The sequence below is a fragment of the Pseudomonas sp. FH4 genome, assembly GCF_000510915.2.
GTDB classification, from domain to species: domain Bacteria; phylum Pseudomonadota; class Gammaproteobacteria; order Pseudomonadales; family Pseudomonadaceae; genus Aquipseudomonas; species Aquipseudomonas brenneri.
The window spans coordinates 23,514-44,078 of record NZ_AOHN01000014.1 but is presented as its reverse complement, the minus strand read 5'-3'; the positions used below and the strand labels follow the sequence as shown (position 1 = coordinate 44,078).

Annotated in this window: 19 protein-coding genes; 6 read left to right on the top strand and 13 right to left on the bottom strand. The window is 60.7% G+C overall.

What is annotated here, in order from left to right:
• Positions 1–243: 243 nt before the first annotated feature.
• Positions 244–2,226 carry a pilus assembly protein TadG-related protein gene (locus H097_RS10920; RefSeq protein WP_032859802.1) on the top strand — a complete coding sequence of 661 codons (1,983 nt, stop codon included), beginning with the start codon at positions 244–246 and terminating at the stop codon, positions 2,224–2,226.
• Here the strand turns inward: H097_RS10920 and H097_RS10915 are convergent.
• Both H097_RS10915 and H097_RS10910 read right to left on the bottom strand, forming a co-directional pair.
• Positions 2,223–4,967 (bottom strand): ATP-binding protein, encoded by a 2,745-nt coding sequence (locus tag H097_RS10915; RefSeq protein ID WP_032859800.1) that lies wholly within the window; start codon positions 4,965–4,967, stop codon positions 2,223–2,225. The two genes, H097_RS10920 and H097_RS10915, sit on opposite strands and share 4 nt — an antisense overlap.
• Positions 4,964–5,401 (bottom strand): TadE/TadG family type IV pilus assembly protein, encoded by a 438-nt coding sequence (locus tag H097_RS10910; RefSeq protein ID WP_032859799.1) that lies wholly within the window; start codon positions 5,399–5,401, stop codon positions 4,964–4,966. Before H097_RS10910 ends, H097_RS10915 begins: the two co-directional genes overlap by 4 nt.
• Positions 5,402–5,473: 72 nt before the next feature.
• Between H097_RS10910 and H097_RS10905 the strand changes: the two genes are divergently transcribed.
• Both H097_RS10905 and H097_RS10900 read left to right on the top strand, forming a co-directional pair.
• The gene (locus H097_RS10905) at positions 5,474–5,947 is read left to right on the top strand and encodes a prepilin peptidase (RefSeq protein ID WP_032859798.1); all 474 of its coding nucleotides are present in this window, start codon (positions 5,474–5,476) and stop codon (positions 5,945–5,947) included.
• 126 nt (positions 5,948–6,073) lie between these two features.
• Entirely contained in the window at positions 6,074–6,856 is a 783-nt protein-coding gene (locus H097_RS10900; protein ID WP_032859796.1) for a response regulator transcription factor, read from the top strand.
• A 178-nt stretch (positions 6,857–7,034) separates the two neighbouring features.
• Here the strand turns inward: H097_RS10900 and H097_RS10895 are convergent, their stop codons facing one another.
• The 8 genes from H097_RS10895 to cpaB are packed head-to-tail and all read right to left on the bottom strand — an operon-like array spanning position 7,035 to position 14,462.
• Positions 7,035–7,307, bottom strand: a complete 273-nt coding sequence (locus H097_RS10895; protein ID WP_032859795.1) for a DUF3613 domain-containing protein — start codon at positions 7,305–7,307, stop codon at positions 7,035–7,037.
• Positions 7,308–7,326: 19 nt separating this feature from the next.
• Entirely contained in the window at positions 7,327–8,043 is a 717-nt protein-coding gene (locus H097_RS10890; RefSeq protein ID WP_032859794.1) for a tetratricopeptide repeat protein, read from the bottom strand.
• Positions 8,044–8,053: 10 nt separating this feature from the next.
• On the bottom strand, positions 8,054–8,941 hold the full coding sequence (locus tag H097_RS10885; protein ID WP_032859792.1) for a type II secretion system F family protein: 888 nt from the start codon (positions 8,939–8,941) through the stop codon (positions 8,054–8,056).
• 1 nt (position 8,942) lies between these two features.
• Positions 8,943–9,824, bottom strand: a complete 882-nt coding sequence (locus tag H097_RS10880) for a type II secretion system F family protein (RefSeq protein ID WP_032859790.1) — start codon at positions 9,822–9,824, stop codon at positions 8,943–8,945.
• A 10-nt stretch (positions 9,825–9,834) separates the two neighbouring features.
• Entirely contained in the window at positions 9,835–11,106 is a 1,272-nt protein-coding gene (locus H097_RS10875; RefSeq protein ID WP_032859789.1) for a CpaF family protein, read from the bottom strand.
• A complete protein-coding gene (locus tag H097_RS10870) occupies positions 11,103–12,296 on the bottom strand; it encodes a pilus assembly protein (RefSeq protein ID WP_032859788.1) in 1,194 nt (397 codons plus the stop codon). The genes H097_RS10875 and H097_RS10870 overlap by 4 nt, the downstream gene beginning before the upstream one ends.
• A complete protein-coding gene (locus tag H097_RS10865) occupies positions 12,293–13,495 on the bottom strand; it encodes a type II and III secretion system protein family protein (protein ID WP_032859787.1) in 1,203 nt (400 codons plus the stop codon). The genes H097_RS10870 and H097_RS10865 overlap by 4 nt, the downstream gene beginning before the upstream one ends.
• A 19-nt stretch (positions 13,496–13,514) precedes the next feature.
• Positions 13,515–14,462 (bottom strand): Flp pilus assembly protein CpaB, encoded by a 948-nt coding sequence (gene cpaB, locus H097_RS10860; protein ID WP_032859786.1) that lies wholly within the window; start codon positions 14,460–14,462, stop codon positions 13,515–13,517.
• Positions 14,463–14,791: 329 nt separating this feature from the next.
• On the opposite strand from cpaB, the gene H097_RS10855 reads away from it, so the two are divergent.
• Genes H097_RS10855 through H097_RS10845 form a run of 3 tightly spaced genes read left to right on the top strand, consistent with a single transcriptional unit; the run spans position 14,792 to position 15,661 of the window.
• Entirely contained in the window at positions 14,792–14,980 is a 189-nt protein-coding gene (locus tag H097_RS10855) for a Flp family type IVb pilin (protein WP_032859785.1), read from the top strand.
• A 55-nt stretch (positions 14,981–15,035) separates the two neighbouring features.
• Positions 15,036–15,428: a response regulator gene (locus H097_RS10850; protein ID WP_032859784.1), complete on the top strand. Its 393-nt coding sequence runs from the start codon at positions 15,036–15,038 to the stop codon at positions 15,426–15,428.
• Positions 15,429–15,472: 44 nt separating this feature from the next.
• Entirely contained in the window at positions 15,473–15,661 is a 189-nt protein-coding gene (locus tag H097_RS10845) for a Flp family type IVb pilin (protein WP_032859783.1), read from the top strand.
• A 215-nt stretch (positions 15,662–15,876) separates the two neighbouring features.
• Here the strand turns inward: H097_RS10845 and H097_RS10840 are convergent, their stop codons facing one another.
• From H097_RS10840 to H097_RS10825, 3 genes are all read right to left on the bottom strand, one after another.
• Complete coding sequence (locus H097_RS10840) at positions 15,877–17,559, bottom strand: POTRA domain-containing protein (RefSeq protein WP_032859782.1); 1,683 nt, start codon at positions 17,557–17,559, stop codon at positions 15,877–15,879.
• A 184-nt stretch (positions 17,560–17,743) separates the two neighbouring features.
• Positions 17,744–19,402, bottom strand: a complete 1,659-nt coding sequence (locus tag H097_RS10835; RefSeq protein ID WP_032859781.1) for a collagen-like triple helix repeat-containing protein — start codon at positions 19,400–19,402, stop codon at positions 17,744–17,746.
• A 312-nt stretch (positions 19,403–19,714) separates the two neighbouring features.
• Positions 19,715–20,563: a MaoC/PaaZ C-terminal domain-containing protein gene (locus H097_RS10825; RefSeq protein WP_032859779.1), complete on the bottom strand. Its 849-nt coding sequence runs from the start codon at positions 20,561–20,563 to the stop codon at positions 19,715–19,717.
• Positions 20,564–20,565 lie beyond the last annotated feature (2 nt).

The window sequence follows — 20,565 nt, the reverse complement described above, 5'->3', positions numbered from 1 at the left end:
TCCCGATCTGTGTCACAAGCACCGATCAAATGTGGGAGCCGTCGAGCCCCAGCGAGGCCGCGATGGGATCGGCGCGGTGTACCTGTTACACCGCAGCGCCCGCATCGCAGGCAAGCCAGCGCCTACAGGTTCCGTCAGTCGCCAAATATGGCTACTTGCCAGCGTACCTTCCAAGCCTTGTCTACACTGCAGTTCACTACAGGAGAGTAAGCGCTCGGCAGTTCGCCGGCAAAGGAGTGCTCGATGTCTCCCCGACTTCGTTCTGGCCAACGTGGCGCAATCGGTCTGGTGTTCGCCGGGACCTTGGCGTTGGCCCTGGTGTTTTTGTTGCTGGTGGTCGATAGCGGCCGCCTGTACCTGGAAAAACGCAAGCTGCAGGCCGTTGCCGACACTGCCGCTCTAGAGTCCGCCAATCGCGGCGGGCAGTGTTCAGGCAGCACCACCGCTGTTGATTACGCCAAGCAAAACGCCACCCGTAATGGCTTCACCGTCGTCGCCAACGACAACAGCCGCGCGCTGGCGGTGAGCTGTGGGACGTTGTTGACCAATGCCCTCAATACCCGCGTCTTTACCGCCGACGCCACCAAGAATGATGCTATTCGTGTGGTGGCGAGCCGTACTGTCTCCACGGGTATTGCCAATGGGGTGTGGAGGTTGTTCAGCGGGACGTACAACTCTAATACGACATTGACGGCGACGGCGGTTGCGGCGCTGGCGCCGCCGGTGGCGCAACTGACTATTCGCAGCACTGCGGTCGCTGTTGACACCAATAAGGCGCTCATTCTAAGCAAGTTATTCGGCGGATTGCTGGGGGGGAATTTGTCCGTTTCGCTGGCTGGCTGGAATGGTTTGATTACCTCCAATATTTCCTTATTGGGCTATTTGGATCGGCTGAAACTTGACTTGGGTCTGACAGCGGTCGGGTACTCAGAGGTACTGGGGAATACCATCAACGTCAGCCAGTTGGTTCAAAGTGCAATCAATGTTATGGACCCTAACGGTACTTTGGGGGCTACCGCGACTATCGCAAGTCTTCAAGCCATCAAGTTAGCTGCGGGAGCCACTAAAGTGGTGCTGGGAGACGCGTTGCACATTGAAAGTGGCACGGACGTCGCCGGCCTTGCGGCGAACATGCGGTTGTTTGACTTGATACAAGGCTTCGTGCAATTGGCTAACAAGAAAAATGGTCTAGTGGCCAGTTTTCCTATCAGTTTGGGGCCGTCGATCGCACAGATCGATGTTAGTGTTCAGGTGCTGCAACCGCCACAATTGTCAGCCATTGGCAACCCCGCTCATGCTATTGCACCTGGGCACAATCCTCAGATTGGTCCAAATCGCATTTATGTACAAACTGCTCAGTTACGAACTCGCTTATCAGTCAACTTGCCAGTGCTCAATACCGTATCTGACTTGCTTGCCGCAGCAACCGGCTTGGCAGGGCCAGTGCTCACTATTGTTAAGGGGCTGGTTGGTCTTGATCTCAGTGTTCTGACCTGTGCGGTGTCGTGTATCTCTCCTTATCCACAAGTCCTGCCTCCCGATATTGGTATTGATATTGAGTTGGATGCCGCCAGTGCCAGTAGTTGGGTCACAGGTTACAGTTGTGCCAGCCCGACGAACAAAAGCCTGACTACAGCAACCAATACGTCGCTGGTGAACCTGAGAATGGGCAAGATTCCCTACTCCAGTGTTTTTGCTTCTGGCCCGCCGCCGCCTACTGTTGTGGTGAATCCGATGAAGATTATCGATATCGGAACGAGAAAATGCACGCTCATCGTTTTGTGTGAAACCCCTATTCCTTCAGTGGGTGGTGGTATTGGCCTGACTGCCAATATTCAAATACTGGCTAACAATAATGTACCTCACACCTACCTTTCCCCCGACTTGCCTGATATCACACAGCAGCCTTATTACTATGGCTACACCACCACCAATATCGTCAGCGGTTTGACTGATCCGGTAACAGGGGCTGCGGCTGGGCTGACTCTGAATATGTATGCGCCGACCCCAGGTAACGAAAATTTACTAGGCAGCCTTATTACCGGATTAGGAGCTATTTTTAATACGGTCACTACGGAGTTACTCAAGGTAATAAAGGCAACACTTTCACCGTTGCTGGACTCGCTGATAAATACCCTGTTGCTGGCCTTAGGCGTCGACCTGAACAAAGTCGACGTAGGCGCCAACTTGAGCTGTCACTCCGGCCGCGCCTACCTCGTCATCTAACCCCCACCCACCACCGGCAACTCCACACAAAACCGCGCGCCATGCTCACTGTTGACGACGCTCAACCGTCCGCCCATGTTTTCCACAATGCCGTAGCTCACCGACAACCCCAGCCCGGTACCAACACCGATGGGCTTGGTGGTAAAGAACGGTTCGAAAATCCGTTCCAGCAACCGTGCGTCGATCCCGCCGCCGTTATCTTCAATCCAGATCCGTACATGACGGCTGTCGTGTTCGCTGTACAGCGCGATCCAGGGTTGGAAGTCGTGGTTTTTTTCATGTCGGGCCACGAGTGCGTCGCGGGCGTTGACCACCAGGTTGATCAGCACCTGTTCCAATTGGTCGACATGACCGTTGACCTGCACATTGAAGTCCATGGGGGTGATGCGCAGGTCCACGCCTTTGCCGCGCAGGCCTTCGCCCAGCAGTGACTGGGTACCTTCCACCGCCTGGGCCGGGTCGAAAGGCTGTTGCTCGACCTCCGAGCGGCGGCCGAACACACGCATATGGTCTACCACCCTGGCTGCGCGCTGGACCTGGGCGTCGATGCGCTGGAGTTTTTCCGTCAGGTAATCGATCTGCACGTCGCCGTTGCCCAGGCGCTTGAGCACATTGACGATGGCCATGCGCATCACGTTCAGCGGCTGGTTGATCTCATGGGCCAGGCCGGTGGCCATTTCGCCGAGGGTGGCCATTTTCGCGCTTTGGGTCAGTTGCTGCTGGGAGCGACGCACTTCGGTGTTATCGCGGCCCACGGCCTGGATTTCCTGCAACTGGCCGTGCTCGTCGAACACGCCACGGTCGGACCAGACCCACCACGCATGTTCGCGCCCCGGCAGTTGCAGGCTGATTTCGGCGGTGCTGACGGGAAATTCCGGGCTCAACTGGCTGATGCGTTTTACAAAGGCGTTGCGTTGTTCGGCCGACAGCCATTCGCCCAGGTTGATCCCCGGTAACTGTGCGGGCGTGCATTCCAGGTAGTTGGCCAGGGGCGTGTTGCCGAAAGTCAGGGTCAGGTCCGGGCGATAACGGCAGATCATCGCCGGCGAGTCTTCCACGAGGATCCGGTAGCGCTCCTCGCTTTCCTTGATCTGTTGCGCGGCCAGGGTCGCTTCGGTGACGTCCAGCCACAGGCCGACGGCTTCCACCGGCAAGCCGAGGTCGTCGCGCAAAAGCTTGGCTTCGTCCAACAGCCAGTGGTAATTGCCCTGGCGATCACGCACCCGGTAGCGGCTGCGCACGCTGCCTTCACGCAGCAGTTGCCGGGTGCGTTCGAAGTACACATCGCGGTCGTCGGGGTGTACCCATTCCACGGAGGTGTCGTGGGTGCATTCGGCCAGGGTCCAGCCCAGCAGCGGCAGCAGGCTGTCGCTGAAGAACGCCGGGTGCAGCGCGCCGTTGACGTAGCGCTGGACGTAGATCACCGCCGGGGAGCTGGCGATCAGGTTATCCAGGCGCGCATGGGCGGCGGCGGCCTGCAGTTGTTGGTTCTTGATGTCGCTGATATCGAGCATGAAACCGATCCAGCGCCGCTGGTCGCCGGCACCCAGCACCTGGCCCTGCACGCGGTACCAGATAGGGTTCTGCTTGGCGTCGGTACGCAGCAGGCGCACGCTGGTCAGCAACGGTTTGCTTAGGGTTTGCAGGTCTTGCAGGCGGCTGTTGAGCTCCTGGCGGTCGGCGGGGTGAATCAACTCCAGCCAGTTGCCCAGGACTTGCCTGGTCGGCGCATCTTCCGGGCTCAGGCTGCGCATCAGTTGTGGTGCCAACAGGATCTCTTCACCGCTGCTCAGCAACTCCCACCAGCCGGTACCGAGCAGGCCCTGCAAGGCTTCCACGCGCTCCAGCTGCTGGTGATGACGCTGCTCGCGCAGGCGGCTGAGCAAGGGGGCGGCGAGGGCGGCGGCGAGGTTCAGCCAGTCACGCTCGTTGACGTCGGGGTGGCCGCTGTAGAACCCGCACAGCAACCAGGCGGCGACCCCCTGGCTATCGCGATAGGGCACCAGCAAGCCCTCGGCATTGCCAAACACGCTGTACAGGCGTGGGTGCTCATTGCGGCCCTGGAGATGTTTGAGGCTCAGTGGGGTGTTGCCGCTGAGACTGTCCAGGCAGGTGCCGAGGCGTTGCCCCGGCGTCCACAGTTGCGGCGCGTCATGGGCGCTGTGGCTGCTGTAGACCAGCCAGTCCTGATCCTGCTGGTCCAGCAAAACCATGGCCACGCAAGGGATGCGCCAGCGCTGGGCGAGGCTGCGCAGGTGGTCGTTGAACACTTGCGGCAGGCGCGTCAGGCTGCAGACGCGCAGTTGCTCGCTCATCTGGCTGGCAAGTTGATGGTTCTGTTCGCGCTGCTGGGCCAACTGCCGGCCTTGCAGCAGGTCGCTGATATCCAGTAGGCGCAGGATCCAGACATCGCCATCGGGCTCGACCCAGCCACGGGTATGCAGGATCGTGTCGGCGGCACCTTGGAAATCCAGGTCCAGGCTATTGCGCTGCCAGTCGACGGGCGTGCCTTCGATACTCAGTGCGCCAGGCAGGCACAGCAGGTCGCGCAACAGCGGTTGGGGCTGGGCGCTAAGGTGATGGGCCAGTTGCGGGCGCAGCGCACGGCTGATCTGCAGCACATGGCCTTGCTGGTCCAGGCGCAGGTGCAGGCCGGGGCTAGGCTGGCTGGCTGGGGCTTGCAGGGCCTGGGCGCTGCTGCGGCCGAGCAGCCTGCCGAAGATTTTGTCACCGGAGGTCAAAATTGCAGGCTCGACTGGGCATGCAGTGTCGTTGGCAGCCTGGGCACCGTGCCAATGCCTGGCAGGACAATAAACGGCAGGACATTCTTGAGATTAGCCGAGGGGTAGTTGATTTCGACGGTCAGCACCCCGGCGGTGTAGGTCGGGTTGATATGGCCCGCCTGGAACTGGAAGGTGGCGGGAATCCACTGCAATTGGCTTTGCACGGTCTGGGTCGCCCGCAGTATGAGCGCAGCATTGTAGTTGGGGGTGCTGGGGTCCAACGCCACGCTGCGGCGCACGGCCTCGGCCGTGGCCTGGTTGAACGACTGCAACAGCAACAGCGGCAGGCTGTAGCTGACCATGGCATAGAACACGGCAAAAAAAATCACGAAGACCGCCGCAAACTCGATGGCGACGGCACCTTTTTGCTTTCTAGGGAGGCTGGTTTTCATCACTGCGACTACCCTGACTGCTACTACCTGATATCAGCATAGAATCAATCAGCAAAAAGGGACGGTTTTTACGTGATCCAAGGCCTCGTGGTTTTTGTCTGGTTGGTGGTGTGTGCGGTGCAGGACGTTCGCCAGCGGCAGATTGCCAATCGCCTGACCCTGGGTGCCGTGCTGCTGGCGCTGCTTTACCTGATGTGGAGCGGCTCGACATGGCTGGGGACCTCCAGGGCTGAAGGGGTGTGGGCCTTCTTCCTGGCGCTGCTGTTGACGCTGCCCGGCTACGCCCTCGGGCGCCTGGGCGCCGGTGATGTGAAGCTGCTCGCGGCGTTGGCACTGGCGTCGAATTCGACCTACCTGTTGTGGTCGCTGATCGGTGCCGGCGTGGCGAATGTCGCCTGGCTGATCTATGGGCCGCGGCTGTTACCACTTGCCAGTCAAGGTGTTAGAGCGCGCCTGGGTTATCTGGTGGTAGACCCGTCAAGGAAGCTGCCCTTTGCGCCGTTTCTGTTAGTGGGTTTCACCCTGGCCTGGCTGTGGCTCCATTAGTCGTGGATGCTCTCTATCGCTATGTACATAGTCGGAAAGTACGTCTAAGTTTATTTACACAAGCAAGTAGGAAAGTTCTTCGGAACGGATAGGTCAATCTTTGGCTTGCCAGGCATGGAGTAGCGCGTGAACAAGCTTACGTCTGCAGTAAAAGTGCTCGTGGTCGATGATCAGCCGCTGATCGTGGAAGAGCTTTGCGAATTTCTCGAAAGCAGCGGTTATCGCTGTGTCCCTTGTGAATCCAGCCAGCAGGCCGTGCAACGCTTCAGCGAGGACCCGCAGATCGGCCTGGTGCTGTGTGACCTGCATATGCCCGACATGGACGGTATCGAGTTGGTGCAGGCACTGCAAAAAATCGCCGGCAAGCAGCGTGCATTCGAAGCCATCATGTTGACCGGTCGCGCCGACAAGCAAGACGTGATCAAGGCCTTGCGCGTGGGTATCTCCGATTACTACCAGAAGCCCATCAACCTCAATGAGTTGCTGGAAGGGTTGCAGCGTCAGGAAGCTGCGCTGGAAGAACGCCACAAGAATCTGCATCTGGGGAATTTGAACCAGAAGCTGCAATACCTTTCAGAATCCATCGACGACTTGTACCAGGACCTGGACAAGGTCCGTCGCGGCCCGGCGGCGCGAGCCGATGGCGAAGGGGCAAGCGAGGAGACCGAGCGCCTGGAGGTGCCGGCGATCTTCAATCAGTTGTCACCGCGGCAACTGGACGTCGCCAGGTTGGTGGGCAAGGGGCAGACCAACTACCAGATTGCCTGCGAGCTGGGCATCACCGAGAACACGGTCAAGCTGTACGTGTCCCAGGTGTTGCGCTTGACCCATATGCATAACCGCACCCAACTGGCATTGGCGCTGTCGCCGAGCAGCTCGGCATTGCGCCAGCGGGTGACGGCGCACTGAGGATTACTGATTACTCAGGACATGCACAAAACCAATGTGGGAGCGGGCTTGCTCGCGAATGCGGTAGATCAGTCAGCACCTATATTGACTGACCCACCGCATTCGCGAGCAAGCCCGCTCCCACATTTTGAGTTGAGGTGTATCCGATAAATTTTCAGTGATTGTCAGGGCGTTTGGTTTATTTGCTGCCGCCCGAGCCCCCGCCTGCGCTGTCCTCGTCGAACTTTTCGGGGATCGCGAATTTCTTGCTTTCCAGCAAACGCTGCAGCGCCAGTTCGCGTTCGGCGAACGTTGCCTGTTGCACCGTGGGCGAGGCGGCTTGCCCGCTGACTTGCAGCCCCAGCCAATGCTCGGTTTCCTGCTGGGCCTTGGACGAGGGGCCCGGCTCGATGGCCAGTACCGTCAGGGGCAGGGCCAGCAGCGTCAGGCTGGCGAGGTAATGGAGTTTCATCGTCGGCTCCTTCAAGCGCTTACTTGATTAGTACAGGCGGTGTATCGCTGGCCGCCGCGACCTGATCCTTGGCAACTGGCGCGCCGGCAGCCTTGAGTTTCTCGGCCCGGGCCTGGGCCTCGGTGACCTGCTCGGGGCTCAGGCCCACCTGGCTGGCCAGTTGCGCGGCCTGCCCCCAGTTGTCCTGGTAGATCAACAGGGTCACCAGATTGACGGCGGCCAGTTGGTCGCTCTGCTTGAGCTCCATGGCCGTCATGAACTCAAAACGTGCATCTTCCATTCGGCGTTGGTTGAGGTAGACCACGCCCAGGTCATTGCGGATTTTCTCATCGGTGGGAGCCAGTTGCGCCGCGCGTTGCATATGGGTCAAGGCCTGCGCGTTGTCGCCCCGGGCCGCTGCCAGTTGCCCCAGGCCGTGTTCACCCTCGGCCGCCATGCAGGTGCCCAGCAGGCTGCGGTACAGCGGTTGTGCCTCACTGCGCCCGAGCAGGCGGTAGACCTTGGCCTTGCGCAGGCGCACTTGCGGCAAAGACTCCGGCAGGCTTTGCAGGTTGGCCAGGCTGGCGTGCATTTTCCCTTCATTGGCCATGTCGTCAGCCAGGTTCAACGACAGCTCCTGTTCGGAACTGGGCTTGGCGCAGGCGCCAGGCGACATGAGCGCCGACCACGGTGCCTGGCCGTTGCTGGCACAGCCGCCGAGCAGCAGCAGGCTCAAACCGGTAATCAGTGCTTTCATCGAGCGCTCCTCAAAAACTGCTCAGGGCCCGGGAGATCGCAATGAATGCCGGCCCCCCCAGCACAATCAATAAAGCGGGAAACAGGAAGACCATCATCACCACCGACATCTTGGCCGACATCTTCGAGATGAACTCCTGCAAGCGGGTGAGGCGGCGGTCATCGAGCAGTTGCTTGAGGGCCAGCAGCGACTTCATGGCGCCGCCGCCCTGTTGGATCAGTTGCTGCAAAATGATGCAGGTGTCGGTGAACTCGTCCACGGCCAGCAGCCTGGCGGTCTTGCCCAACTCCTCACTCAGTTCCAGGCCCGAGTCGACCCGGGACAGGATCAACCGCAGTTCCTGGGTCAGCGCGGGCAACAGGCGCTGCGCTTCAACGCTGAGCACACGCAGGGATTGTTCTACCGCCATGCCCGACTCGAACAAAATTCGCAGCAGTGGGATGAAGGTCGACACCTCGCGGGAGATCTGTTGCTGCCGGGCCTTGGCCGCGCTGGCGAGGATGCGCTTGGGGATCAGGTAGCCCAGGCCCAGGCCGAGCAGGGGCGCGATCCACGGGGAGTCGACACCGGGAAAAATCACTTCCTCGCCTATCAGGATCACGCCTGCCAGCACCAATGGCACACCAATCTGGCAGGCGGCGAAGATCGAGCGTTGATTGGCTTTGCGCCAGCCCACACGGTTGAGCAGGATCTGCGTTTCGTTATCCATGCTCACTGAGCGCTGGGCCAGTTGGCTGCTGCCAAACTGGGTGAGCAGGGTACCGAATCGGTCGCCACGCACCAATTGGCCTTGCAGGCGCTGGTTGACCAGGCGCTGGCGACGGCGCTGGGCCATGAGCTGGCCGGCGATCAACACGAGTGCAGCAAGAAACAGCAGGGCACTGATCAACAGGACCATCTCAAATACTCCGCAACATGCGCCACATCGTCAGGCAGCCCAGCACCTGCATGGTGAGTGCGGCCAGCAGCATGTAGCGGCCGCTGTCGTCGTTCCACATGGTCAGCAGGTAGCCGGGGTTGATCATCATGAAATAGCCCACCATCGCAATCGGCATGCCGGCCAGCACGAAGGCAGTGACGCGCGTCTCGCCGGTCATGGCACGCAATTGCCGGGCGCCTTGTTCCCGTTCGCGGATGACCTTGATCAGGTTCTCCAGCAAGTCACTGGCGTTGCCGCCATAGCGGTGGTTGACCTTGAGCCCCAGGGCAAGCATGCGGAACTCGTCCTGCTCGTAGAATTCGGCGAAGTCACTGGCGGCCTCGGGCAGGCTGACCCCCAATTGCACGTTGCGCTGGATACGCCCCATGGCGGGCTTCAAGGGTTCCTCGGTGCTGTCGATGGCCCCCAGCAAGGCGTCGGCCAGGGTGCGTCCGGACTTCAGGCTGCGCACCGTATGGTCGAGCACTTGTGGCAGTTGCTCGACCATCCGCTTTACCCGCCGCCGATAGCGCCAGGCGATGTACAGCCGCAGTATCAAGGGCGGCAGCACAACCATTGCGGCCAACCCGAGCCAGCTCCACACCAGAAAGCCCAGCACCGCGCCCAACACCCAGCAGGTCACCCACAGGCCCAGGCTGTCGGTGGGCTTGCCCAGGCCCGCGCGCTGGAACATGCGCTCCAGGGCGACCCAATGGCCACGCTCTTCGGCCAGCAGCGGCTGCCCTTCGGCGAGTCGTTCCAGGACCCGATCGGTTTCCGCCTGGCGCAGGCCACTGAGGAACAGGTGCACCGACACGCCAATCAGGATCACGCAACTGAACATCAGGATGGCGCCGGTCATGATGACGCTCCTATAGCGGCAGGGCCGACTCGCGGCGCAGTTTGTCACCCGCCGGGTTGACCGCCTCACGCAGGAAGCCAAAGCCGGTGCGCCGGTCATGCCGGAACAAGGTGTTGGTGACATACACGTCGTCGCGCACCCCCACCACTTCCACCACTTCACTGACACAGCGTCGGCCATCGGGCAGTCGGGTCAGCTGGATCACCACATCCAGCGCTGCGCAAATCATCTGGCGCAGGGTCTTTTCCGCCACCACACGACCGGTCAGGCCTACCAGGGTTTCCAGGCGCAACAGGGCATCCTGGGCATTGTTGGCGTGCACGGTACTCATGGAACCGTCGTGGCCGGTGTTCATCGCAGTCATCACATCCAGCACTTCCACGCCACGGATCTCGCCGAGGATGATGCGGTCCGGGCGCATCCGCAGGGCGTTGCGGATCAGGTCGCTGGCCTTCACTTCACCGTGGCCCTCGGCATTCGGCGGGCGGGTTTCCAGGCGTACGACGTGGGGATGGCCCAGTTGCAGTTCGGCCACGTCTTCGATGGTCACCAGGCGCTCGTGGGGGTTGATCAACTGGCTGAGGATGTTCAGCAGAGTGGTCTTGCCGGTGCCGGTACCGCCGCTGATCAGGATGTTGCAGCGCTTGCCCACTGCCTCCTGGAAAAACTCGAAGATCGATTGGTCGATGGTCTGCATCGCCACCAGGTCGCTGCTCTTGAGCATGTCCTTGCGAAACTTTCGAATCGACAGGCACGGACCGTCCAGGGCAATCGGCGGGATGATTGCGTTGACCCGGCTGCCGTCGGGCAGCCTGGCATCGACCATTGGTGACGACTCATCCAGGCGCCGGCCCAGTGGCGCGAGGATGCGCTGCATGACCCGCTCCACATGATGGGCGTCGATAAAGCGCAGATCGCTCTGGTGCAACAGGCCGTCGCGCTCGACAAATACCCGGTGCGGGCCGTTGACCAGAATCTCGGTCACCGAGGGGTCGCGCAGCAGCACTTCCAGCGGCCCGAAGCCGGTCAGTTCATCGACGATTTCTTCGGCCAGGCGCTCCATTTCATAGCGGGAAATCGCCAGGTGCATGCGTGTGATGTATTCGGACACCTTGTCGATGACAAATTGCGCCAGGGATTGGCGTGAGCCTTCCAGCAGGTTTTTCCCCGACTCTTCGATGGCATCGATGATGTAGCGGTGCAGCACCAGTTTCAGGCCGTCGTGATCCACGGTGCTGTTAAGCCCCCGAGCGGGTGCGCCGAAGAGTTTTTCGCCGCTCATTTGGCGGTCCCCAGCAGCCGTTCGAACCAACGGGTGGAGGGTTTTTCCAGGCCTTCGGTACGCTTGGCCAGGCGTTCGCCCAAGGCTTTCAGAGTCTGCGTCAGGGGCTCCCGGGGGGCCAGGCTGAATAAGGTTTGCCCCTGGTTCTTGGCGTTCAGGCGCACCTCGGGGCTGAACGGCAAAACCGCGATGGCTTCCAGGCCGAAGCTATTTTCCAATGCCTCTTTATCCGGCGCGGCACCTTTGAGGTAGCGGTCCACCAGCAGCTTGGCATGATCAAGCTTCATGCCTTTTTCCCGCCACTGATTGAGGACTGCCAGGTTGCGCCGGCAGTCGAGGACGTTCTGGTCGGTACACCACAAGAGCTTGTCGCAATGGCTGACAAACGTGCGCAAGGCTTCGCTGTCGCGCTGGCCGGTGAGGTTCACCACGATGTGCTGGAAGTGTTGGCGTAGGGCACTGAGCAACATGTACAGCTCGGCGGCGCTGGTCATTTCCAGCGGCTCGTCGCTTTCGGTATAGGCGAGGATGCGCAGGCCACCGTCGGTGGCGGTGAACGCGCTGTTGATCAGGGTGGTGTCCAGGCGGCGCAGGTGGCGCAGGGCATCGCCAAAGTTGAATGAGCTTTCCAGGCCCAGCAGCGCCAGGCTGTCGCCACGGGGCAGGCCCAGGTCCAGCAGCAAGGTCTGTTGACCGCTCTTTTGCACCACCATCGCCAGGTGGCTGGCGAGCAGGGCGCCGTCGGCATTGCCCTGGGTGCCATACAGCACAGTGAGGCCGCCCAGGTGTGCGTTGTGAGCGACCGGGGGCAGGCGCTTGCTCAGGCGTCGCACCAGGCCGGCGACTTCGCTGGAGCGTGAACCGTAGGCGACAAAATCCCGCGCGCCGGCACGCATGGCGTTGAGCACCAGTTGATTGTCCATGCCGTCACCGAGGGCGACGATAGCCAGCATCGGCTTGGCTTCCAGGGCGCCCTCGATCAAGGCGCTCTGGGCCACCACATGCTCGCGGTCCAGGCCCACGAACACCAGGTTGGCGAAGGTCACGTCCACCAGGGCCAACAGTTCGTCGAGGCTGCCACCACCGGCACTGACCACTTGGCCCAGGGGCGCGAGGGCGCCTTGCAGCCATTCCAGGTCGGTGGTGTTGCGGGTGATTGCCAGGAACGTCTGGCTCAGGCTATCGCTCATTGGGAAAGTCCTGTGCGTCGGTCGAAGTTGCCGTTTTCCAGGAAGTACAGGCGATACCAGTTGGGGTCGTAGTTGCGCAGTTTTTCCCCGGGCAGGGACGGCAGGCGTGCGTTGGCGGCCAGGGGCTGGACCAAGTGCGGGGTGACGATCATCAGCAGCTCTTTTTCCTCGCGGCTGACGTTGCTGTCGCGGAAAAACGCACCGAGGATCGGGATATCGCCCAGGCCTGGAAACTTGCTGATGGTGGAACGGTTGTTATTACTGATCAGGCCGCTGATCACAAAACTTTCGCCGTCGGCCAAAGACACCGTGGTGTCGGTACGGCGCACGGTCAGGGCCGGCACCTGGATGCCTTCTACCTGCAAGGCGTTGGCGTAATCCAGTTCGCTGACTTCCGGCGCCACCTTGAGGGAAATCCGCGTGCGGTCGATCACGGTGGGGGTCAACGTCAGGCGGATGCCGAACTCTTTGTACTCGATGGAAATCGTATCGCTGCCGGTACTGGGCACCGGGATCGGTACTTCGCCGCCGGCGAGAAAGGTCGCGCTGTGCCCGCTCATGGCAACCAGGCTCGGCCGCGCCAGGGTATAGGCAAAGCCGCTGCGTTCCAGGGCATTGATCAGCGCCGAAAACCGCCCGCCGCCGATGCCGATGTTAAAGGTGTTGTTGTCCAGCGGCAGGCTCATGCCCGCTGTACGCGGGCTGCCGAACAGGAAGTTGCCAGTGCCGCCAAAGATTGATGTGCTGGCCTCCTTGAGCTTGGTGCGGCTGACTTCGACAAAGCGGATATCGGTCTGCACCTGGCTCGGCAGGGACGGGTCGTCGGAGGGCGACAGGGCCTGGCTGGTCAGGCTTGAACTGGCTTTGCCCTTGACGAATACCATGCTCTGGCGCGGGGCGCTGGAACAGCGAGTCCAGACCATCAGGCTGGTGGCACCAGAAGCAACGCCGGTGAGCAGGAAGCTGCGGTCACCGTTGAGGTGCACATCGGCGATTTTCGGGTCGCCGATGGCCAAGCGGGTAATTGCCACCGGTGATTGCAGGGTTTGCTGCAAGCCTTCGCCGACCTCGACCACGGCCGGCAGGGCGCCCAGGTTGCTGCAACTGTCCGAGGCCGCAAACGCCAGGCCGACAGGCAGGCTGGACAGCATCAGTGCCCAGGCCATTTGAGTGAACACAGGTGCTAAACGTTGGTGCATTCAAGGCATCCTTGTTCAATCAGGGATTTTGTTGGGTCGCTTGGTTACCGCGTATGACCTCGATGCCGGAGCGCCTGGATTCGTTGGTGGCCCCGGCTTGTGCAACTCTTTTCGGCGCGGCGACCATGGCCAGTTGAGTGAACTGGTACAGGTCGCGATTGGCGCTTTGCAGATTGGCCGACGCCTCGTTATCCCCGGCCCAGTACTGGCTCAGCAACTGTTCATCGGCACTGCGTACGGCCAGGCGCAAGGCGCCGACGCTGGTGGCCAGCATCAGGCGGCTCATCAACTGTTCCGGCACCGCCAACACCACGGTGCGTGGCGGGTTTGCCTGGCGTTGTACCTGACGGGCTTTTTCTTCATCGGTGGTGGGCGGCGCCACGGCGGGCTTGCCATCGTTGGTCGGGCCGAGGTTATCGCCCACGCTGAGCAGGCGCAGGGCCGGCACGATGATCTGGGACGTGGGCTCAGGGTTAGCGCCTTCCGAGCGCAGGAACAGCAGCACATCCACATAATCGCCTGGGCTCAACTGGCCAGCCGCGCCGATGACCTCATCGACGGCCACGGCCAGGGCGCGCTCGTCAGGGCGGATCATGCGGGCCAGCGGGCCACCGGCATTGAAGCTGGAGTTATCCAGCCAGGTGCCGGCACTCAGGGCTCTCAAGGGTGTGCGGCCGATGGCCTGGTCGAGGCTGGTCAAACTACCGGCGGGTGCGGTGCGCAGTCTTTCCAGGGTCAGGTCAGCAGCGGTGAGGGCAACATACGGCGGTACATCATGGGCCAGGACCACTACCGATTGACGGGTCTGGTCTTCGACGGCGGCGACGGTTTTTTCCACAGAAACGCCAGATGGCGCAGGCTCGGCAGCCGGCTCAGGCGGACGACTCAGCACCAGTCCCCAATAGCCCGCGAACAGCGCGCCGATTAATAACAACCCGGCCAGGATCATGCTGACACGACTGTTCATGAAGGCTCTCCCTTTCCTGTTGCACCACGCGCCCGTCTTTCCCAACGAGTTGATTTCGCAACCAGGCAGCTATGAACATCTAACGATTTCGTTATTTGAAGGTAGCCGAGCTAGGACAAAATGCCATTACCGACCATGATTTATTTTGGAACTATCGACATGCGCCCTGAAAACACGGGTTTATGGCGCCAGTTTTACGACTAATACTTTGTGATTAATCAGTTCTTACAGTTGTTGAGGTGGGGTTTGTTGACAATGCTCTAGTGGCACGCAGCAATCACCGTGCAGCACTGCGAGATCTGCGCACGTAAGCGCAAAGGAGAAGTCATATGTTCCTTACCTTCATGATGAAGCTCTACGTCCAGCTCCAACTGCTCTTTCACCGCAAGGAAGGCGCCACAGCGATTGAGTATGTGATCCTCGTGGCCGTTATTGCCCTTGTCGTGCTGGCAGCGGGGAAATTGCTTGGGCCTCAGATCGCGGCCATGTTCGCTAAAGTCGGGGCAGCCCTGACCTGATTGGCAACAGTGCTTTGAGCAAGCCCATCAGTGATTGTTTCGCAAGGTATTGCTCATGAACGCCGTTGTTGCGAGCCGCCAACAGATCCTGTTGGTGGATGACGAAGAAGATGCCCTCGTAGAACTGGCCGAATCGCTGGAAAACGAGGGCTTCGTTTGTTTCTGCGCCACCTCCGTCACGGACGCGTTGCAGGAACTGACACTGCATCCTGATATCGGGCTGGTCATCACCGACCTGCGCATGCCTGAGGAAAGCGGGATTTCCCTGATCAAGCGCTTGCGTGAGCACACCTCACGCCAGCATCTGCCCGTGATTGTCATGTCCGGTCATGCCGAAATGGATGATGTCAGTGACATGTTGCGGTTGCAGGTCCTGGACCTGTTTCGCAAACCCATCTACCTGGTTCGATTGATCGACACCCTAAACAATCTGTTTCCCAGGGCGTAGGGAGCAGTTGGCCAGTCCGTAGCGCCCAGTTGAGGAGATATTTTATGTTGCTTGCCTTGCTGATGAGGATTTGTGCGTGGTCGATGCTGTTCTTGCGCCGGCGGGAGGGTGCGACGGCTATCGAATATGTGATTTTGATTGTGGTGATTGCGTTGGTGGTGCTGGCGGCCGGGAAGTTGCTGGGGCCGCAGATCACTACGTTCTTTGGCAAGGTGGGGGATGCGTTGACCTGAGTTAACGGGGCGCCCAAGATCAAAAGCAGGGCAATAAAACCAAAGTGCGAAGCTGCTTATCTGTGGGAGCGGGCTTGCTCGCGATGGCGTCAGTTAGAGCGCCGCAGAGTGTCAGATACCCAACGTCACCGTTAACGACTATCGCGAGCAAGCTCGCTCCCACAAGGGGAGCGAGTTTGGTCTTGGGCGGCCCCCCCCAAAAAAATCCAAGCCCCCTACAGTTGATAGCTAAAACTCAACGTATACCGCGGCCGTCGGTTAAAACTGTCCAACGCCATATCCGACATCGGCTTGGCCGCCTCCAACGCAATATTGTAGTACTTGGCATCGCCAAAACGCAGGCCGACGGCCGCAGAAGACATGTCGCTGCCCTTCACCGGCAGGTTGTTGAACCAGGCCTTGGCACGGTCGAGCACGATGTAAGGCTGCACGATCCTGACCCAGTCCCCCGCCCGGTTGTAGCTGTAGTTGACCTCGTAGGCCACGCCCCAGCCCTTGTCGCCCGAGCCCTGGTCATCGGGATAACCGCGCCCGAAGTTCTGCCCACCGAATACCGCACGTTCGCTGTCGGGCAGAGTGTCGTCGCTCCAGTACAGCGCCGCCGAAAGAACGCCTTGCCAGTTGTCGAAGAACTTGTCGCTCTGCACCCCGGACAGGCGCAGGCGGAAGAAGTCCAGGTCCGACTTTATTCCTTCCAGGTCACTGCGCGTATTGGCGCCCAGGCCGTCGATACCTTGGTACAGGCCGGCGCTGAGGATGCGCAGTTGGCGGTTGTCGGCTTTACGCCAATCCCCTTCGAAGGCCAGCGCACGCAGGTCGGTTTCCACATCGAAGCGTTGCGGGTAACCGACCAGTTGATAGCGGGTCCTGTCGTTCACCCCGTAGAAGCGTGTACCCAGGGTCAGCGACTCGCTGGGCGAGGCGATCAGCGGATGGCTCAGGCCGATGGAGAAGCGGTCGTTCTCCCGATGCGGCTTGAGTGAGAAGCCGCCGTCCAGGCGGATGTGGGTGCTCGGGTCGCTGCGATAGCGCGCGCCATACAGGCTCAGTTGCGTGCCTTCGGCATTGATGAACTGGCTGTAGTCGAGGCGGTAGTAATGCTCTTTGTCCTCCCCCGGCGGGAACAGCCCGCTGAGGCTCACTTGTTCGCCCATCGAGGTGTGGGAATTGCTGGTGCCGGCGATCAAGGCTTGCAGGCCGCCGCGACTGTCGTCGGTCATGCTCATGCTGCTGGTAAACGGTTTGCGGCTGGCCTGGATATTCATATGCGCGGCACCATCGGTGGTGCCCGGTGGCGGTACCTGCGCTTGCAGGGTGACGCCGGGAATACGCCCCATCAACGTGGTGTAGCGTTCGAAGGTCTTGCGAGTCAGTGGGCGTTCGGCCAGGAGCTTTTGTGCCAGTTTGTCGACGTAGGCCGAGACCGAGCCAATGTCGCCTTGCACCTGGTAGTCCTTGATATAGCCCTCGACCAACACCACGCGCACCAGGCCCTGTTCGAAGCGCTGGTCGGGCAGGAAAGCGTAGGACAACAGATAACCATCCTGTTGATAACGTCGGGTGATGCTGCGGGTGGCTTCGATCAGTTGCGCGAGGTTGGTTTCGTGGCCAATCAACGGCTCGAACACCTGGGCGACTTCCTGGAGCGGGTACACCGTGCCGCCGTCGATCTGCAGCTTGCGGATGGTGACCTTGGTGTCCATCAGCAACGGTTGGGCTTGTGCGGCCGGGGTCTGCGGCAGTTGGGTCTGTGGGGTCACCGGGCGGTAGGCGTCGGCCGGCAGGTTGGGCACGGGGAGGTTGCGGATGGTGTCGTTGCTGTTGAGGAAGCTGGGTAGGGTCTCGGCGTGGACGTAAGCGCTGAGGGTGAGCAATAACAACGGCGTCAAAACGCGCATAGGACACTCCATGGTCAAAACTGCAGCAGCATTTCGCTGGTTTCCGCCGGGCTCTGGGGCGCGGTTCGGGGGCTTTCACTGGCTGACAGCCAATAAAAAAGACGAGAGATCCATTGGAGTCTCTCGTCTCAACCAAGCGTAGGCGCTGTAGGGGAGGCCGTCTAATGGGCCAGGTGCAATTCTCTTATTTACCGGTCAGGCCGTTGAGCAGACCGCCGACGCCTACGGTGCCGCTGGTGCTGCCAGTGGCGGTGGCGCCGATGTTCAAGTTGCCGAGCAGACCACCTGTTGTACCCGTGCCACCGGTGACTGCGCCGCCCAGTGAGGTGACAACCCCACCGACTGTGTTAACGGTTTGCCCCAGGGTATTGGTGATGGGGTTGGCATTGGTGGCCGTGATGCTGGTGCCGATACTGCTGACCGCCCCGCCCACTTGAGTCACCAGGCCGTTAACCGGTGCACCGATGCCGGTGGTGGTACCGATATTTTGGGTCAGGCTGCTGACACCCGAAGTCACAGGGTTCAGCGCGGCGCCCACATTGCTGGCCAGGCCTGCAATCGGTGCGGTGGCCGCTGTGTTGGCGACGCCGTTGCCACCGATCACTGTGCCAAGCGAGGCCACTGTGTTACCCAGTGCACCGCCTGCCACACCACCCGCACTGACGGTGCCGTTGGTGTTGCCAGCATTCAGACCGTTGCCGACGTTGGCCACCAGGCCACCTACCAGTTCAGGCAGGCCGGATGCTGGGGCGCTGCCGCTGCCAGTCCCGGCAGAAGGCGAAACCAGGCCACCGGAAGTACCTGCTACTGCACCTACACCGCCGAGCACACTGCCCACGATGCCAGTGACAGGGTTGCCAGTACCACCAGCACCAGACACTTGGCCACTCAGGCCGGTGACGGTTGAGCCGACTTTATCCAGCAGGCCATTGACCGGGGCACCCAGGCCGGTGGCTTTACCGAGATTGCCGGTGGTGTTTTCAACCAGCGAGACCACCGGTACCAGTACTTTGCCGCCCAGGGTGTTGGTGACCGATCCCAGGGGACCCGTGGTGCTGGCAGTGCTCAAGGTGTCACCGAGCATGGTGACGGCCTGGCCTACTTTGTCTACCACGCCACCGACAGTGCCGCCGACACCACCGGTAAGGCCGCCGACGACAGGGATGCCACCCAAGGTGGTGGACAACGATTTGCCAGTGGTCGAAACACCACCGCCCAGATCGGCGACAGCGTTGCCCACACCGGCCACGGTAATGCCCAGGGAGTTGCTGTTAGTGCCCAGGGAACCCAGGCCATCCGTCAAGCCATCGCTGACGCTGCCTACCGCCGTGCCGACGCTGGTCACCAAGCCACCGGCTGTAGTGCCGACGACGGGAACGCCGCCCACGGTTGTGCCGATGCCACCGATAGCTGTGCCTACGTTGCCGAGGGTGTCACCCAGGTTGGCTGCGATTTGACCGGTTACCAAGGGGCTGGTGGTTGAGCCGGTGCCGCCACCTGTGCCGCCGCCAGTACCACCGCCGGTTCCGCCACCTGTGCCACCGCCAGTACCGCCGCCAGTACCGCCGCCGGTTCCGCCACCTGTGCCACCGCCAGTACCACCGCCGGTTCCGCCACCTGTGCCACCGCCAGTACCGCCGCCGTCACCACCACCTGTGCCACCGCCGGTTCCGCCACCGTCACCACCGCCAGTACCACCACCGGTCCCGGCGCCAGCATCTGGGGAGGAGGATGCAACGCTGCTCTTGTGACCGCCACCACCACTGCTGCAGCCACCCAGGCTCATCGCCAGGATAAGGGCCAATGCAGTACTTGCTTTCCACAACACGACTTGAGTTTTCATGATGAGTTCCTTAGCACCTGGTACAGCCTTTGTTGGTTTCGCAAGTTCGCCCGTTCTTCGGCGGGCAATACATGCGTCCGTTGTGGCTATCACAGTCCTCGGCACTCTTTATCGCAACGCTCAACTTGGTATTAACGATTTATATACAGGCGCGTAAGTGCGTCTTGGTGATTAATACCAAGGGTATATGTAGAGGTTTTTGTTTTGAGGTGATGTTATGTAAAACAATCACTTGGATAAGTTAGCGGGCTATCGATAGCCCGCTATAACTTAGGTTGTATATATACAATTAATCAGCAAATTGCCGCTGTTTCAGGCAATCGGCTGCCACTTTCCGAGCATATGTTCGATATCGCCACTGCCCTTGAGTTGCAACTCGCCACTGGAACCGGGGGCACCGGTCAACAAGATGACTTCGCCAGGCAGCCGTACCGGTTTCTTGAACTCAACGTAGAGCTCGATATTCGCCGAGGGCAGATGTTCATGCAGGGCCGCCACGGTACGTGCCTTGTTCCACAGCCCGTGGGCGATGGCCTGGGGGAAACCGAACAGCTTGGCGGTGAGGGCGCTCAAGTGGATCGGGTTGTAGTCACCGGATACCCGGGCGTACCGCCGACCGATGTCGGACGGTGCCTGCCAGCGGGTCAGCTCGTTGACCATATTGGGCGCTGGCAGGGATTGTTCTGGCGCTTCACCATCGAGTTTCACCCCGCGACAGAGCATTCGGCTTTCGCCCTCCCACAACAAACCCAGGGAATCCTCGACGGTGGTGATCAGGTCAAAGGTCGCGCCCTTGGCATGGGGTTGCAGGTTGCGCGTATGCACACTGACTCGCACGTCGCTGACCCCGCCCATGGGGCGAAACACACGGATACGGTTGCTCAAGTGCACCAGCCCCAGCAGCGGGAAGGGGAATTCCCGCGCCGTCAGCAACTGCAACTGCAGGCCGAACGCCAGGATGTGTGGATAAGTCGCCGGCAGCATCGGGCTCTCGGCAAACCCGCAGACCTTGCGATAGGCCGCTACCGCCTCGGGATTGACCTGCACCCGGCAGTGCAGCCCTGAAGTGGGCAACGTGGTGCCGGTGATCTTGCGCTTGAGCGCGGCGCGCCAATACAGCGGCGGCAGTGCCGGGCTGCGGGGTAATGTGTGCCACAGCATAG